Raw genomic sequence first — 16,008 nt, forward strand, 5'->3', positions numbered from 1 at the left:
CGAACCCCTTCATTGCGCGTTAGTGCACCAGTATCCTGCGTTGCGGACAGTTATGAGCAGTCGAGGGGGCACTGTGCGCGAACACTTCGTCGAGACGGAGATCATCTCGCAACCGGACTGCTGGCGTCAGGCGATCACGCTGGCGCCCGACAGTCTGCCAGCGCCGGGGATGCGCGTCGCGGTGATCGGCTGCGGCACGTCGTGGTTCGTCGCCCAGTCCTACGCCCAGCTGCGGGAGGCCGCCGGCCAGGGCGAGACCGACGCCTTCGCCGCGTCCGAGTTCCCGCACCGCCGAGCCTACGACCGGGTCGTCGCGATCACCCGCTCCGGCACCACCACCGAGGTGCTGGATGTGCTGGACCGGTTGCACGGCCGGATCCCGACCGTCGCGCTGATCGGCGACCCCGAGACGCCGATCGTCGGCCGGGCCGACCAGCTGGTGGTGCTGGACTTCGCCGACGAGCGGTCGGTGGTGCAGACCCGGTTCGCCACCACCGTGCTGGCCCTGCTGCGGTCCAGCCTTGGCGAGGACCTGAGCCGGGCCATCGCCGACGCCGAGCTGTCGGTGGTCGAGCCGCTGCCCGACGAGTTGCTCACGGCCGAGCAGTTCACCTTCCTCGGCCGCGGCTGGACCAACGGCCTGGCCCTGGAGGCCGGCCTGAAGATGCGCGAGGCGGCCGGGGCCTGGACCGAGTCGTACCCGGCGATGGAGTACCGGCACGGCCCGATCAGCATCACCGGCCCGAACCGGGTGGCCTGGATGTTCGGCACCGCGCCAGAGGGGCTGCCCGAGCAGGTGGCGGCGACCGGCGGCCTGTTCCGGGCCGGCGACCGCGATCCGCTGGCCGAACTCGTGACCGTTCAGCGGCTGGCCGTGGCGATCGCCCTGAACCAGGGCCTGAACCCGGACCAGCCCCGGCATCTGACCCGGTCCGTTGTCTTGCGAGGTGTAGACCAATGATGCTTACCTCCGCTCGTGGCTCGCACTAGGTACGTGGTGGCCGTCGACGTCGGCGGCACGGACATGAAGGCCGCCCTGGTCGCCGGGACGGCAACCGAGGCGAACGCGGTGACCACCCGTCGCCGTGGCACCCCGCGCGGCGAGGACGGCAACGCCACCGCGCACGCGGTGGTCGGCGCGATCGTCGAACTGGTCGACGACCTACGGCGGGCCGTCGACCGTCCGATCGACGCGGTCGGCGTGGTGGTGCCGGGCGTGGTCGACGAGGACGAGGGCATCGGCGTCTTCTCGGCCAACCTGGGCTGGCGGGACTTCCCGTTCCGGCTGCTGCTGGCCGAGCGGACCGGGCTGCCGGTGAGCTTCGGCCACGACGTGCGGGCCGGCGGGCTGGCCGAGCACCGGCTGGGCAACGCCAAGGGCCGGACCGACGTCGTGATCATGCCCATCGGCACCGGCATCGCGGCGGCGCTGATGATCGGCGGCCGGCTCCACGTGCACGGCGGCGAGCTTGGCCACGTCGATGTCGGCCACGGCGAGCCGTGCGGCTGCGGGCAGCGCGGCTGCGTGGAGACCGTCGCCTCGTCGGCGGCGATCGCCCGGCGCTACTCGGCCCGTACCGGCAAGAACGTCGACCGGGCGGCCGTGGTCGCGGATCTGGTGCGCGAGGGCGACCCGGATGCCGTGGCGGTCTGGCACGACGCCGTCGATGCCCTGGCCAAGGGCATCTTGATCGCCGCGACGCTGCTCGGACCGGAGGCCGTCGTGCTGGGCGGCGGCCTGGCACTGGCGGGTGATCTGCTGATCGAGCCGTTGCGCAAGCGGCTGGCGGAACTGATCGTGTTCCAACGGCAGCCCGAATTGCTGCTCGCCGCGCTCGGCGATGAGGCAGGCTGTCTGGGAGCTGCGCTGATGGCGATCGATGCCCTGGAGGCATAGTGGCTGACCTGGTGCTGGGCGGCGGTCGGGTGGTGACGTCCGACGGCGTGCTGGATCCCGGCTGGGTGTCGGTGGTGGACGGTCGGATCGACGCCGTCGGCGTCGGGCCGCGACCCGACGCCGTTGACCTGGCCGGCAGCTGGCTGGTGCCGGGTTTTGTCGACGTGCACTGCCACGGCGGCGGCGGGCGGGCGTTCACCGGGCACGACCCGGGGCTGGCCATCGCCGCGCACCGCCGGCACGGCACCACGACCACGATGGCCAGCCTGGTGTCGCGGCCGATCAAGGAGTTGGCCCGACAGATCGAGGAGCTCGGGGACCTGGTCCGTGGCGGCGACATCGCCGGCATCCACCTGGAGGGCCCGTTCCTGTCGGCGGCGCGCTGCGGTGCGCACGACCCGCGGGTGCTGCGGCCGCCGGACCTCGATTCCGTACGGGCGCTGCTGGCGGCCGGCGAGGATACGATCAAGATGGTGACCATCGCGCCGGAGCTGGAGTACGCCGTCGCGGCAACGAAGTTGTTGGTGGACAACGGAGTCATTGTCGCCATTGGACACACGGACGCCGCCGAGGCCCAGGTGGTCCCGGCCGTCGACGCCGGCGCGTCGGTGGCCACGCACCTGTTCAACGGCATGCGGCCGCTGCATCACCGCGAACCCGGACCGGTCGGCGCGCTGCTGGACGACGAGCGGGTCAGCGTCGAGCTGATCTGCGACCTCGTGCACCTGCACCCGACGGCCGTCCGCCTGGCCGCGCATCACGCCGGTCCATCCCGGACGTTGCTCATCACGGACGCGATGGCCGCCGCCGGCATGGGGGACGGCGTCTACGACCTCGGCGGGCTGGAGGTCACCGTGCAGGACGGCGTGCCGACCCTGGCCGGTGGTTCGCTGGCCGGCAGCACGCTGACCATGGACCTCGCGTTCCGGAATTTCGTGCAGCAGTGCGGTTTGTCGATGGCCGAGGCCGTCGCCGCGACGGCCGGCCGGCCCGCGCAGCTGCTGGGCCTGGCCGACCAGGTCGGTGCGATCGAGGTCGGGCTGCGGGCCGACTTTGTCGTGCTGGACGAGGAATTGCGGGTGCAGGACGTGTACCGAAGGGGATTCCGGGAGGACCGTTCGTAACCGCACAGGTGACCCGGCTGCTCGGCACGCCGAAAAGCAACTAACGTGGACGCCGTGAGCAAGTCCGACGACCCGGAGCGGCTGTTGGCGGAGGCCCTGCGTGCCCAGGCGGTGAGCACGCCGGTGACGATGCCGCCGCTGCCGGCCGTGCTGACCAAGGCCGAGGACGCCGCCGAGGCCGAGCCGGACAAGGCCGCCGAGGAGCCGGACGAAGCCGTGTCGGCCGAGGAGCCCGCGGACGAGCCGCCGGCCGACGAGCCGGCCAAGCCGGCCGCGGGGACCGGTGAGGGCGCGTTCACCGAGGAGATGGTGCTGCGCGAGCTCAGCTCCGGTCCGATGACCGGCGAGCTGGCCACCATCCGGATCAACAACTCGCAGCAGCACTACGAGACCGAGCGCTTCTCGCCGCTGGAGAACCTGTACGGCGGGGTCGGCGACGGCCCCGGCTTCGGGCTCATCTCCGGCAGCGAGGTCGGCAGCACGGTCGGGCCGCCGGTCGGCGAGTTCGACCACCTGCGGCCGTCGGCCCGGGCCACCACGGCCGTCCCGACGACCAGGATGAAGGCCGAACGCGGACAGGTCCCCGGTTGGCTGATCCTGCTGTTCGCGCTGGTCCTGGGCCTGGCCGGCGGGGCCGTGGCCGGCCTGCTGAGCATGGTGTGAACCGGGCACCCAGCCGACACCTGTACCTTGGGGAACCGTGACCACCGCGATTGCCGCGAGCACGACCACCATCGTCGCCCTGCCGGGTTGGCTCGACGCCAACAACATCCTGTCGGGCCTCGGGCCCTACATCTTCGTCGGCGTGGCCCTGCTGATCTTCGCCGACTGCGGCATCCTGATCGGCTTCCTGATCCCCGGTGACACCCTGCTGTTCACCCTTGGCCTGCTGATCGCCCAGGGCGCGGTGCAGGGCATGCCGATCTGGCTGGCCTGCGCGATCCTGTCGGTGTGCGCGATCGTCGGCAACGTGACCGGCTACTACATCGGGGCCGCGATCGGGCCGAAGCTGTTCAGCAACCCCGATTCCAAGATCTTCAAACGCAAGCACATCGAGCACACGCACGAGTTCTTCGAGAAGTACGGCGCACGGGCGATCATCCTGGCCCGCTTCGTGCCGATCGTGCGCACGTTCATCACCGCCGTGGCCGGCATCTCCAAGATGGACCCGCGCAAGTACTTCCTGTACTCCACCCTCGGCGGCGTGCTGTGGGCGGTCGCGGTGCCGCTGCTCGGCTTCTTCCTCGGCCAGGTGTCGCTGGTGCACGACCACCTGGAGATCTTCCTGATCGCCATCCCGGTGCTGTCGGTCATCCCGATCGTGTTCGAGGTCGTCAAGAGCCGCCGCGAGCGCATCGCCCGCGAGGCCTCCGCCGCCGCCGAGACGCCGCTGGAGGCCACCCAGCAGTTCGACGTGCGCGGCGAGGACATGGACTCCACCCAGCGCATCGACCGCATCCGCTGACCCAGCCTCACTTCTTAGCCACGTGAGTGGCTCACTTGCGCTCCAGGGCCAAGTGAGCCACTCAGGTAGCGAAAAGACCGCCCCTCGACAGGGGCGGTTTCTTCTGCTCCAATTAGTAAACAGTGCTGTTCTGTTTACTAATCCCTGGGGAGGGGTCATGACGGTGCTGATCGCGGGGGCCGGGCCGACCGGCCTGACGGCGGCCTGCGCGCTGATGCAACGGGGAGTGCCGGTGCGCGTGCTGGACGCGGCCGACGGACCGGCGACGACGTCGCGGGCGCTGGGCCTGCAACCACGCGGGGCCGAGGTGATCAACCGGGTGGACGCGCTGCGCGATCTGCCGCAGCGGGGCAACAACATCGGCTTCGTGAAGGCGATCGCCGGCGAGCGGACGCTGATGACGCTGCGGCTGGAGCACATGACGGGCACGGGGGCCCTGATCGGCCAGTCGGAGATCGAGAAGTCGTTGCGGGACCGGCTGTCCGAGCTGGGCGGCAAGGTCGAGTGGGGCATGCGCGTCACGGCCGTCGAGCAGGACGGGGACGGTGTGACCGTGCACGCCGGGGAGTCGATCCGCGGCGACTGGCTGCTGGGCTGCGACGGCGCGCACAGCGCGGTGCGCAAGCTGATGGGCATCGACTTCCCGGGAGTGCCGCTGGCCGAACGGTTCCTGCTGGCCGACGTGCACATGGACTGGCCGCTGGACCGGGGCGGCGTGACGACCTGGCTCGGCGCCGGCGGCATGTTCGCCGCGTTTCCGTTGCCGGGCAAGGATCTCTGGCGGATCCAAGGCGATCTTCCCGGCAGCGAGCCCGTGGATGTGGTGGCGGAGCTCACGAAGATGCTGCCGCAGCGGACCGGTCGCACCGCCGAGATCACGTCCTGCGACTGGACGTCGACGTTCACCATCCACCGGCGACTGGCCGGAACCTACCGCCGCGGAAGGGTTTTCCTGGCCGGCGACGCCGCCCACGTGCACAGCCCGTTCAGCGGCCAGGGCATGAACACCGGCATCGGCGATGCCGAGAACCTGGCCTGGAAGCTGGCCATGGTGATCAACGGCCGGGCCGGCGAACGGCTGCTCGACACGTACGAGAAGGAGCGGCGCAAGGTCGCCGAGGAGGTGCTGAGCGGGACCTCCGCGCTGACGTCGTTCGCGCTCGGCCTCGGCGTCTGGCGGCGTCTGCTGCGGGACACGGTGATCCTGCCGCTGCTCAATCTCTCGGCGGTGCAACGGAAAATGTTCGGGCAGTGGAGCCAGCTGGCCCTGACCTACCGCCGCGGCCCGCTCGGCCCGTACGGGGACCGCGACCCGGAGATCGCGCCGCGCTGGACCAACGGCCGCTGGGTCCTCGTCGTCCCGACGCCGCAAGACCCGCACATCGCCGTGGCACAGCGCTTTCTCGGCGAGGATCTGCTGGTCGAGACCGGTCCCACGGTGAAGCTGGTCCGCCCCGACGGGCACCTGGCTTGGCAGGGACGGCCGGCACCAGCCAGGCTGGCCCGGTGGTTGGAAGAGACACTGAGCTGAAGTCGGCCGGCCGCCCCCGTGACCCGGAGGCGGACGAGGCGATCCTGCGCGCGGCGCTGGAGCTGTTCGCGGAGCGCGGCGTGGACGGCACCAGCATCGAGCAGATCGCCAAGCGGGCGGGCGTGGCCCGGCTGACCGTGTACCGGCGCTGGTCGTCCAAGGAGGAACTGCTGGCCCAGGCCATCGCCTACGGCCGCAACGCGCCCGACCTGACCGACGAGGAGTACGACACGCTGCCGTACCCCGAGGTGATGGCGCGCATGCTCGGCTCGATGGCCGACTCCATCGCCGACCGCAAGCTGGCCCCGCTGATGGCCCAGCTGATGGGCTCCACCTTCAGCCACCCCGAGCTGTTCGACGCCTTCTGGGCGGCGTCCGGGGCCAAGCGCCGCGAGGGCGGGGTTCGCCTGGTGCGGCGGGCCATCCGCGAGGGCATGCTGCCGGCCGACGCCGATCCCGAGGTGATCGTGGACATCATCATCGGCTCGCTGTTCTACCGGATGCTGGTGCCGCCACGGCACGACGACGTCGGCGAGTACGTGCTGCGGGTGCTGCGCCAGGTCGGCTTCCGCCTCACTCCATAGCGAACATGGAGCCCGGGTTGAACAGGTTGCCCGGGTCCAGCGCCTGCTTGATGGAGCGGTGCACGGCCAGCCCGACCGGGCCGATCTCGCGGGCCAGCCACTCCCGCTTGATCTTGCCGATGCCGTGCTCGCCGGTCACCGTGCCGCCGAGGCCGAGCCCCAGCTCCAGGATCTCGTCGAAGGCGACCCGCGCGCGGGCGAACTCGTCGGAGTCGGCCGGGTTGTAGACGAGCGTCGGGTGCATGTTGCCGTCGCCGGCGTGGCCGACCACGGCGATCTTCACGTCGTTCCGCTCGCTGATCACCTGGCAGCCGGCGATCAGGTCGGCGATCGCCGTCCTCGGCACGCACACGTCGTCGGTGAGCCACGCGCCGTAGACCTCCAGCGCGGTCAGCACGGCCCGCCGGGCGGTGAGCAGCATCTTGCCCTCGGCCAGATCGGTCGTCACGTACGTCATGTCCGCGCCGGCGGCCTGGCAGGCCAGCTCGACCTTCTCCAGCTCGAGGCGGGCCACCTCGCCGCCGGAGTCGGACTGGCACAGCAACAGCGCCTCGCAGCCCGGCGGGCCGACCTCGGTCTTCAGGTGCTGCTCGACCGCCTTGATCGAGACCGAGTCCATGATCTCCATCAGCGACGGCACGGTGCCGCTGCGCACGATGCTCGTCACGGCCACGCCGGCTGCCGCGGTCGTGCTGAACGCCGCCACCAGCGTGGCCGGGGCCTGCGGCAGCGGCCGCAGGGCCAGCGTGGCCTTGGTGATCACGCCGAGCGTGCCCTCGCTGCCGATGAACAGTTTGGTCAGGTCGTAGCCGGCAACCCCTTTGACCGTGCGCCTACCGGTTTTCAGCAGTGAGCCGTCCGCGAGCACGACTTCCAGTCCCAGCACGGAATCCGTGGTCACGCCGTACTTCACGCAGCACAGGCCGCCGGCGTTGGTGGACAGATTGCCGCCGATGGAGCACCAGTCGTAGCTGGACGGGTCGGGCGGGTAGAACAGCCCGTGCTTCTCCACGGCGTCGCGCAGGTCCAGGTTGACCACGCCCGGCTCGACCACGGCCAGCCGGTTGTCCTGGTCGATCTCCAGGATGGCGTTCATCCGGGTCGTCACCAGCACCACGCAGCCGTCGATGGCGTTGGCCGCGCCGGACAGCCCGCTGCCGGCGCCGCGAGGCACGATCGGCACGCCGGCCCCGCCACAGATGCGGACCACGGCCTGCACCTGTTCCGCGTTCTCGGGGAACACCACGGCCAGCGGCTGGCCGACCGGAGCCAGCGGCATCATGTCCCGGCTGTAGGAGGCGGTGACGTCCGGGTCGACTCGCACGGAGTCGGTGCCAAGCGCATCCTGGAGGGCCTGAACGACAGCGTTCATGCACCTCACCGTAGTCACCCGGTCGAGTGTTGCGTTTCACAACCATTGGACTTGCCCACTACTCTGTCGGGGCAGATGCTTGTACTATCCAACTGATTGGTTGGAGCAACCATCGATCTTCGAAGGAGGTGGGACATGGAAACGACCCAGGAGCGGCTGGACAACGCCGACCAGCTGGGTATCCAGTTGATCCGCTTCCTTCGGCTGCTGGAGCGGGCCACCCACCAGTTCAGCGACAAGCCCCACGGCGTCGAGAAGGCCGGCTACATGCTGATGGCCCACCTGGTGATGAACGGTCCCAAGCGGGCCAGCGCGCTGGCCGACGCGGTGCACTCCGACCCGTCGACGGTCAGCCGCCAGGTCGCCCAGCTGGTGCGGGCCGGTCTGCTGGAGCGCCGCGCCGACCCGCAGGACGGGCGGGCCTGCCTGCTGGCCGCCACCGACAAGGGCAGCCAGCTCTTCGACGACATGCGCGCCAAGCGCAGCCTGCACCTCGACCAGATGCTCGCCAGCTGGCCGCTGGACCGGCGTCAGCAGCTCGTCGAGCTGTTCGACGCGCTCAACACCGACATCGAGAACTACCGACCGCAGATGGCCACCGCGATCGCCGAGCAGCGAAAGGCAACACGATGACGAGCACGGCCGCTCCGGTGGCGGCGCCTACCTCCAAGGCAGAGCACGTCCCCGGCACCTTCACCCACCGACAGATCCTCACCATCCTGTCCGGCCTGATGCTGGGCATGTTCCTGGCCGCGCTGGACCAGACCATCGTCTCCACCGCGATCAGGACCATCGCCGACCAGCTGCACGGCCTCGACGAGCAGGCGTGGGCCACCACCGCGTACCTGATCACGTCGACCATCGCCACGCCGCTGTACGGCAAGTTGTCCGACATGTACGGCCGCAAGCCGTTCTACCTGGCCGCGATCATCATCTTCGTGGCCGGCTCGCTGGCCTGCACCTTCGCCACCTCGATGTACGAGCTGGCCGCGTTCCGCGCGTTCCAGGGTCTCGGCGCCGGTGGCCTGATGTCCCTGGCGCTGGCCATCATCGGCGACGTCGTGCCGCCGCGGGAGCGGGCGAAGTACCAGGGCATGTTCCTGGCCGTCTTCGGCACCTCGAGCGTGCTCGGCCCGGTCATCGGCGGCGCGCTGGCCGGCCAGTCCTCCATCCTGGGCATCGACGGCTGGCGCTGGGTCTTCCTGGTGAACGTGCCGATCGGCATCGCCGCCCTGGTGGTCGTCGCCCTCGTGCTCAACCTGCCCCGCCGCGTCTCGAACGTGAAGCGGCGCATCGACTGGTTCGGCGCGGCGTTCATCACCGTCGGCCTCGTGCCGCTGCTGATCGTGGCCGAGCAGGGCCGTGAGTGGGGCTGGACCTCGCAGAACGCCTGGATCTGCTACATCGTCGGCGCGGTCGGCCTGATCGCCTTCGTGGTCGCCGAGCACTACGCCAAGGACGACGCGCTCATCCCGCTGCGGCTGTTCCGCAGCTCGGTGTTCAGCCTGACCTCGGTCACCGGCCTGCTGGTCGGTGTGGCCATGTTCGGCGGCATCGCGATGATCCCGCAGTACCTCCAGATCGTGAAGGGCAACACCCCGACCCAGTCCGGCCTGCTGATGCTGCCGTTCGTGCTGTCGATGATGATCGCCTCGATGGCCTCCGGCCTGATCACCTCGCGCACCGGCCGCTACAAGTTGTTCCCGATCATCGGCACCGTGCTGCTCGGCGGCGGCGCCGTGCTGTTCGCCACCCAGCTGCAGTGGGACACCAGCCTGGTCGAGGTCGATCATCGGCACCGTACCCAGCTGCAGTGGGACACCAGCCTGGTCGAGGTCGACATCTACATGGCGATCTTCGGCATCGGCCTCGGTCTGTGCATGCAGACGCTGACGCTGGCCACCCAGAACGCGGTGCCGCCGCGGGACATGGGCGTGGCCACCTCGTCGGCGACCTTCTTCCGGTCCATGGGCGGCACCGTCGGCACCGCGGTCTTCCTGTCGCTGCTGTTCAGCACGGTCGGTGACAAGATCGCCAGCGCGTTCCAGTCGATCGTGCCGACGCAGGCGTTCCAGACCGCCATCCACACGCCGTCGGTGGTGCAGGACCCGAACAACGCCATGCTGTTCTCGGCGCTGAAGGGCGGCAACGCCGGTGGGGCGCTGCAGGACTCCTCGTTCATCCAGAAGCTCAACCCGGCGATCCTGGCCCAGCCGTTCCAGGAGGGCTTCACCAACGCGATGCACATCGTGTTCATCGGTGCCGCCATCGTCGCCGCCGTGGCCTTCATCCTGACGCTGTTCACCAAGGAGGTGCCGCTGCGCATGCAGTCCGGCATCCAGGCGCAGGCGGCCGAGGACGGCGTGCTGCTGACCGCTCCGGAATCCGAGCCGGTGCCGGCGGCGGTCACCACCGCCACCGAGCCGTTCGAGACCAACGGACGGCACGCCATCAACGGCAACGGCAACGGTCATGCGCACCTGTCCGGCACCTTGATCGGCACGCCGGTCAGCGGTTTCGTGCGGCGGCCCGACGGCAGCCCGGTGCACAGCGCCGCGCTGACCGTGATCGACCTGAACGGCAAGCAGGTCGGGCGGACCGTCAGCAATGCCGACGGCGGCTACGACCTGGCCGCGCCGGCCAACGGGACGTACGTGCTGATCGCCTCGGCCGGTTCGCACCAGCCGCAGGCGTCGACCGTGGTGGTCAACGGCTCCCCGGTGACCTACGACGTGGTGCTCACCGGCACCGCCGGCCTGGTCGGCATCGTCTCCGCGCTCGGCGGCGCCCCGGTGGTCGAGGCCACCGTGACACTGGCCGACGTGCGCGGCGAGGTCGTCGGCTCGCGGTCGACCGATGGCGGCGGGTCGTACCAGTTCACCGAGCTCGTCGGCGGTGACTACACGCTCGTGGTCAGCGCCGAGTCGTTCCGGCCCACCGCGCTGCCGGTGAGCATCGGCGACAGCGGCACCACCCGGGCCGACGTCGAGCTGTCCGGCGGCGCCACGCTCGGCGGCATCGCCCGCAACATCGCCGGCGACCCGCTGGCCGACGCCCGCGTGACCCTGGTCGCGCCGGACGGGCAGGTCGTCGCGGCCACCACCACCGGTGCGGACGGGCAGTACAACTTCGGTGATCTGTCCGAAGGCGACTACACGGTGATCGCCAGCGGCTACCCGCCGGTGGCCGCCGCGCTGCGTGTTTCCGCTGGTCAAGAGGCCGTACACGACGTGCAGCTGGGCTACTCGGAGTAAAGGCCGTTCGATGCGGCGGCTGCCCCCTTGCCACGGTTCGGGGACAGCCGCCGCATCGACGACATAGGGTGTCGGACGTGCACCCGCACGAGATGGCCTTCGGTTCACTGGACGCCGTCGGCCCCGTAGTGCTGACGGTGATCGCCCTCGTGTGCATTTTCGTCGAGTGCGGCTTCCTGATCGGCCTGCTCTTTCCCGGCGATTCACTGCTGTTCACCGCCGGGATCTTCTTCGCCCAGCAGCACCAGGCCGGGCAGGCGTGGATCTTCGCCGGGCTGGCCTGGGCCGCAGGCGTCGGCGGCGGGCAGGTCGGTTATCTGTTCGCCCGCAAGACCGGGCACAAGTTCGTGGCCAGACGCGACGGCAAGATCCTCAACAAGCGCAATCTTGAGCGGGCTCAGCGGCTCTTGAACGGCTGGGGCTTCTGGGCCGTCACCTTGGCCCGCATGGTTCCCTGGGTCCGCACCGTCGTCCCCACCATCGCCGGCGCCGCCGGCATGAACCCCGTCAAGTTCCTGCTGGCCTCCGTGGTCAGCACCGCCGCTTGGGTCGGCGTGTTCATGACCGTCGGCTACTTCGGCACCGGTCTGCTCGACCAGGTCCCGTGGCTCAAGACCGCCGCCCTGGTCATCGCCGTGGGCGTGGTCGTCACCACCACCATCGTCGGGATCATCCACTACCGCCAGGACAGCCGCCGGCCCGTCGAGGAAGAGCCCGTCGACGCCTGAGCACGGCTCTGAACGCTTCGGCCCCCGCCATGTGAAATCCGGTCGCCGTGAAGTCGCCGGTCGCACAGACTCGACCGATGATCCCCGACGACTGGATCGCCCATCACCGGGACAAGGACGGCGAACTGCTCGGCTACCTACGGCCGGTCGGCGACCGGTTCGAGCCGGTGACGTTGTTCGGCCACCCGCTGGCCGGGCCGTCCGACGAGTACGACGCGGCGGCGGTGCTGGACTCGGTCGGTCTGAGCTACCTGGCCGAGCGCTGGCGGCTGACCCTGCCGGACCGCGTAGAGCCGGTTGCGGTGCAGGTCGTGGAGGTGGATCCCGATACTGTGCGGCTGAAGAACGTCGGCCACACCGGCGACCGGCACTTCAGCCTGCCGGTGCCGACCGACCGGCTACAGCCCGAGCATTGACCGCTCCACCGCGATGCAGCGGTCCTCAATGTAGGTCAGGCCGGCGGCTTCGGCGATGGAGCGGGCCTGGTCGTTGGCGATCCCGAGCTGGAGCCACAGGGCACCGGCCTTGATCTGGACGGCCTGCTCGGCGATCGCCGGGGTTTCGTCGGCCGGGCGGAAGACGTCGACGATGTCGACGTGCTCGGGGATGTCGAGCAGGCTGCGGTAGACCTTCTCGCCCAGGATCTCGGTGGCGCTGGGGTGCACGGGAATCACCTTGTAGCCGGCGGCCTTGAGGGCGGCGGGCACGGAGTGGGCGGCCTTCCACGGCTGGGTGGACAGCCCGACGACGGCGATGGTCCGAGCCGAGCTCAGCAGGTCCTTGATCACGTCAACTCCTCCTCAGCGATGACGAGGTCGGCCCGCCCGGAAGTGGCGTTGACCCGCACCGCGTTGGCCTGGTCAGAGCCTAACGCGCGCCCACGGGCCTGGTCGGGGGAGCGTCCGAACGCCTCGTGCCGGGCGATCAGACGGGCAATCCGCACGTTCTCGTCGGGAGCGAGGAACCAGATGTCGTCGAGCAACAGCCGGACCTGATCCCAGGGCCGGTCGGGCAGCAGGAGGTAGTTGCCCTCGGTGACGACGAGCGGCACGGACGCGAACACTGGCACGGCGCAGGCGATGGGCTCCTCGATCTCCCGCCGGAACTCGGGGGCGTAGACGGTCTCGCCGCGGTGCAGCCGCAGGCGTTCGAGCAGGTCGACGTAGCCGGCGGCGTCGAAGGTGTCGGGTGCGCCCTTGCGCTCGGCCCGACCGAGGCGGTTGAGCTCCCGCTGCGCGTAGTGGAAGCCGTCCATACCGACGAGCACGGCCTGGTCGCCGAGGGCATCGACGATCCGCGCGGCCAGAGTGGACTTGCCGGCCCCGGGCGCGCCGCAAATGCCCAGCAGCGACCGCCGGCCGGTGGCCGCCAGGCGCTCGGCCCGGGCCACCAGGTCGTCGAACTTCACCAACTGCCCCTCGAACCTCGTCCACCCAGCCCCGCGGGCCGACATGCCGCACCTTGACCGACGCGACCCGGTTGGCCAGGTCGATGAGCCCCGGCAGGTCTTCGGCGGTCGGCACGCGGCCGAGCCGCCCGATGCCGAACGTCAATGCCCCATGCCAGACGTCGCCGGCGCCGGAGGTGTCCCGGGCGGCGACCCGCTGCGCTTCGACCACACCGATCTTCCCGTCGCACGACCACTCGACGGCTCCGGGACCATGGGTACGGATCACAACCGGAACCCCACGGTCGTGCAATTCCCTTGTGCTGTAAGGATAATTTGCCGAACAGGCGCACACGTCCACCAGCGGCAGCAGTTCGGCGTGCACGTCCTTGAGACTTCCGGCGTCCAGCACGACCGGGGCCGTTGCCTGGGCCACCCGCAGCGCCAGCGCCGGATGGTGCCCGTCGACCAGCACGGCGTCGGCCTCCAGGATCTCCACCGGCGGCGAAACCGTTGTGCCGGCGGCATTGTGCGACACCACAGTGCGCTCGCCGTCGGCATCCCGCACCGTGACGGCGCTGACCGTCGGCGGATCCTGCTTGGCCGGCAGCAGATCCACCACGGTCACGCCGTGATCATCCAGGTCCCGCAAGGCCAGCATGGCCAACGGATGCGCGCCGAGTCCGGTGATCAACGTCGGGATGCCGCCGAGCGCGGCGACCGCGACAGCGGCGTTGGCCGCGGGACCACCCGCGGCCAACGCCACCGTCTCCGACTGCACCTTCACGCCGGCCGCGGGTATCTCGGCCACCCGCTGCACGACGTCGACCGTGCACAGCCCGGCCAGCAGGATCCTGGTCACTCGGCCGACTTCCGGTGACTGCCCAGCCCTGTCGTCACAGCGTTGCGAACTTCTTCCACCACCCCATCATCGCCCATCCGCAGTGCGCCGGTGAGCAGCCCGACCACCTCGTTCATCGAGCTCTCGGCCGGTTTGACCAGCGCGACCCGCTTGCCCAGCCGGTGCACGTGGACCCGGTCGGCGATCTCGAAAACGTGCGGCATGTTGTGGCTGATCAGCACCACCGGCAGGCCGCGGTCGCGGATCCGGCCGATCAGCTCCAGCACCTTGGCCGACTCGGCCACGCCCAGCGCGGCCGTCGGCTCGTCCATGATCACGACCTTGGTGCCGAACGCCGCCGCCCGAGCCACCGCGACGGCCTGCCGCTGGCCGCCGGACAGCGTCTCCACCAGCTGGGCGATGGACTTGATGTTGATGCCCAGCTCGTCTAGCACCTGCTGGGCCTGCGTCCGCATGGTCTTGGCGTCCAGGGTGCGCAGGAACGTGCCGCGCCAGCCCTCGAGCCGCTTCTCCCGGCCCATGAACAGGTTCGTGGCGATGTCCAGCGCCGGCGCCAACGCCAGATCCTGGTACACGGTCTCGATACCGGACCGCCGTGCGTCCAGCGGCCCGCGGAAGTGCACGGCCTGGCCGTCCACCCGGATCTCGCCGGCATCGGGGACCACCGCCCCGGACAACGCCTTGATCAGGCTGGACTTGCCGGCGCCGTTGTCGCCGACCACGGCCAGCACCTCGCCCGGCAGCAGGTCGAAGTCGGCGCCGTCGATCGCCGTCACGCGCCCGTACCGCTTGACCAGGCCACGGGCCTGGAGGATCGGCTCGGTCATCGCTGCCTCCCTCGCGTGAACCGGTCGAGTGCGACGGCGGCGATGACCAGGATGCCGGTCGCCACGTTCTGGTACAGGTCGTCGATCCCGGCCTGGGTCAGGCCGCTGCGCAGCACCGTGACGATCAGCGCGCCGACCAACGTGCCCAGCACGCTGCCCCGGCCGCCGAACAGACTCGTGCCGCCGATGACCACAGCGGTGATCGAGTCCAGGTTGGCCGTCTGATAGGCGTTCGGGTCGGCGTTGGGCACGCGGCCCAGCGCCTGCCAGGCGGCGATGCCGTAGATCAGGCCGGCGATGATGTAGACGCCGATGACCGTGCGCCGCACGTTGATACCGGACAGCCGCGCCGCCTCCGGCTCATTGCCGACGGCGTAGACATGCTTGCCCCAGCCCGTTTTGTTCAGCGCGTACCAGACGACCAGGAACATCAACAGGGCCACGGTCATGCCGTAGGTGACCTCGATGCCGCCGAACAGGTAGCGCCGGGTGCCCAGCCAGGACAGCAGCGAGTCGCTGACCGGCACCGACTCGCCGGTGTAGATCCGGCTGACCGCGGTGAGGATGGTCAGCAGGCCCAGCGTGACGATGAAAGGCGGCAGCTTCACGTTCGTGACCAGCACGCCGGTCAGCGCCCCGATCAACGTGGCCGCGGCAATGCCGACGAGCAGCGCCAGCCAGGCCGGCGCGCCGCCGACCACCAGCTTGGCCATCAGCAGGGTGGCCAGCACGGTGTTGGCCGCGTTGGCCAGGTCGATGCCGGCGGTGAGGATGATCAGCGTCTGGCCGAGGGCCATCGTTCCGACCACCAGCGACTGCTCGACCACCAGGGAGAGGTTGTCGAGTTCGAGGAAGGTGCTGGTGGACAGGGAGAACACGACGACCGCGACGATCAATGCGATGGTCGGGCCGACCGCGGGCGTGCGCAGCACGTACTCGCCGAAGCTCGCCCGGGTTCCGTTCGCGGTGGTGGCCAT

At 70.0% G+C, this 16,008-nt stretch carries 16 protein-coding genes and 1 pseudogene; 11 read left to right on the forward strand and 6 right to left on the reverse strand.

Features of this window, described 5'->3' with window-relative positions; all coding sequences use genetic code 11:
• Positions 1-73: 73 nt before the first annotated feature.
• From M3Q35_RS33025 to M3Q35_RS33055, 7 genes are all read left to right on the forward strand, one after another.
• Positions 74-961 (forward strand): SIS domain-containing protein, encoded by an 888-nt coding sequence (locus M3Q35_RS33025; RefSeq protein WP_273936454.1) that lies wholly within the window; start codon positions 74-76, stop codon positions 959-961.
• Between the two features lie 15 nt (positions 962-976).
• Positions 977-1,897, forward strand: coding sequence for an ROK family protein (locus tag M3Q35_RS33030; RefSeq protein WP_273936455.1), 921 nt, complete (start codon positions 977-979; stop codon positions 1,895-1,897).
• The gene (gene nagA / locus M3Q35_RS33035; RefSeq protein ID WP_273936456.1) at positions 1,897-3,021 is read left to right on the forward strand and encodes an N-acetylglucosamine-6-phosphate deacetylase; all 1,125 of its coding nucleotides are present in this window, start codon (positions 1,897-1,899) and stop codon (positions 3,019-3,021) included. The genes M3Q35_RS33030 and nagA overlap by 1 nt, the downstream gene beginning before the upstream one ends.
• Before the next feature lie 54 nt (positions 3,022-3,075).
• Positions 3,076-3,684: a hypothetical protein gene (locus M3Q35_RS33040; protein WP_273936457.1), complete on the forward strand. Its 609-nt coding sequence runs from the start codon at positions 3,076-3,078 to the stop codon at positions 3,682-3,684.
• Positions 3,685-3,721: 37 nt separating this feature from the next.
• A complete protein-coding gene (locus M3Q35_RS33045) occupies positions 3,722-4,486 on the forward strand; it encodes a DedA family protein (protein ID WP_273936458.1) in 765 nt (254 codons plus the stop codon).
• Between the two features lie 157 nt (positions 4,487-4,643).
• Positions 4,644-6,017: an FAD-dependent monooxygenase gene (locus tag M3Q35_RS33050; RefSeq protein ID WP_273936459.1), complete on the forward strand. Its 1,374-nt coding sequence runs from the start codon at positions 4,644-4,646 to the stop codon at positions 6,015-6,017.
• Entirely contained in the window at positions 5,993-6,601 is a 609-nt protein-coding gene (locus M3Q35_RS33055) for a TetR/AcrR family transcriptional regulator (RefSeq protein ID WP_273936460.1), read from the forward strand. Before M3Q35_RS33050 ends, M3Q35_RS33055 begins: the two co-directional genes overlap by 25 nt.
• Here the strand turns inward: M3Q35_RS33055 and M3Q35_RS33060 are convergent.
• Positions 6,591-7,973 (reverse strand): FAD-binding oxidoreductase, encoded by a 1,383-nt coding sequence (locus M3Q35_RS33060; RefSeq protein WP_273936461.1) that lies wholly within the window; start codon positions 7,971-7,973, stop codon positions 6,591-6,593. The two genes, M3Q35_RS33055 and M3Q35_RS33060, sit on opposite strands and share 11 nt — an antisense overlap.
• Positions 7,974-8,108: 135 nt before the next feature.
• Between M3Q35_RS33060 and M3Q35_RS33065 the strand changes: the two genes are divergently transcribed.
• From M3Q35_RS33065 to M3Q35_RS33080, 4 genes are all read left to right on the forward strand, one after another.
• Complete coding sequence (locus tag M3Q35_RS33065; protein WP_273936462.1) at positions 8,109-8,606, forward strand: MarR family winged helix-turn-helix transcriptional regulator; 498 nt, start codon at positions 8,109-8,111, stop codon at positions 8,604-8,606.
• On the forward strand, positions 8,603-11,227 hold the full coding sequence (locus M3Q35_RS33070) for an MFS transporter (protein ID WP_273936463.1): 2,625 nt from the start codon (positions 8,603-8,605) through the stop codon (positions 11,225-11,227). Before M3Q35_RS33065 ends, M3Q35_RS33070 begins: the two co-directional genes overlap by 4 nt.
• Before the next feature lie 77 nt (positions 11,228-11,304).
• Positions 11,305-11,955: a DedA family protein gene (locus M3Q35_RS33075; RefSeq protein WP_273936464.1), complete on the forward strand. Its 651-nt coding sequence runs from the start codon at positions 11,305-11,307 to the stop codon at positions 11,953-11,955.
• Positions 11,956-12,032: 77 nt separating this feature from the next.
• Entirely contained in the window at positions 12,033-12,371 is a 339-nt protein-coding gene (locus tag M3Q35_RS33080; protein WP_273936465.1) for a hypothetical protein, read from the forward strand.
• Here M3Q35_RS33080 and M3Q35_RS33085 read toward each other — a convergent pair.
• The 5 genes and pseudogenes from M3Q35_RS33085 to M3Q35_RS33105 form a co-directional block, all read right to left on the reverse strand.
• A complete protein-coding gene (locus M3Q35_RS33085; protein WP_379794241.1) occupies positions 12,354-12,743 on the reverse strand; it encodes a CoA-binding protein in 390 nt (129 codons plus the stop codon). The genes M3Q35_RS33080 and M3Q35_RS33085 overlap by 18 nt on opposite strands.
• On the reverse strand, positions 12,740-13,366 hold the full coding sequence (locus M3Q35_RS33090; protein WP_273944547.1) for a nucleoside/nucleotide kinase family protein: 627 nt from the start codon (positions 13,364-13,366) through the stop codon (positions 12,740-12,742). The genes M3Q35_RS33085 and M3Q35_RS33090 overlap by 4 nt, the downstream gene beginning before the upstream one ends.
• A 4-nt stretch (positions 13,367-13,370) precedes the next feature.
• Positions 13,371-14,195: pseudogene (locus M3Q35_RS33095) on the reverse strand (PfkB family carbohydrate kinase); the annotation flags it as partial.
• A 5-nt stretch (positions 14,196-14,200) separates the two neighbouring features.
• Positions 14,201-15,031, reverse strand: a complete 831-nt coding sequence (locus tag M3Q35_RS33100) for an ATP-binding cassette domain-containing protein (RefSeq protein WP_273936466.1) — start codon at positions 15,029-15,031, stop codon at positions 14,201-14,203.
• Positions 15,028-16,008: an ABC transporter permease gene (locus M3Q35_RS33105; RefSeq protein WP_273936467.1), complete on the reverse strand. Its 981-nt coding sequence runs from the start codon at positions 16,006-16,008 to the stop codon at positions 15,028-15,030. The genes M3Q35_RS33100 and M3Q35_RS33105 overlap by 4 nt, the downstream gene beginning before the upstream one ends.

This window comes from Kutzneria chonburiensis (assembly GCF_028622115.1).
GTDB classification, from domain to species: domain Bacteria; phylum Actinomycetota; class Actinomycetes; order Mycobacteriales; family Pseudonocardiaceae; genus Kutzneria; species Kutzneria chonburiensis.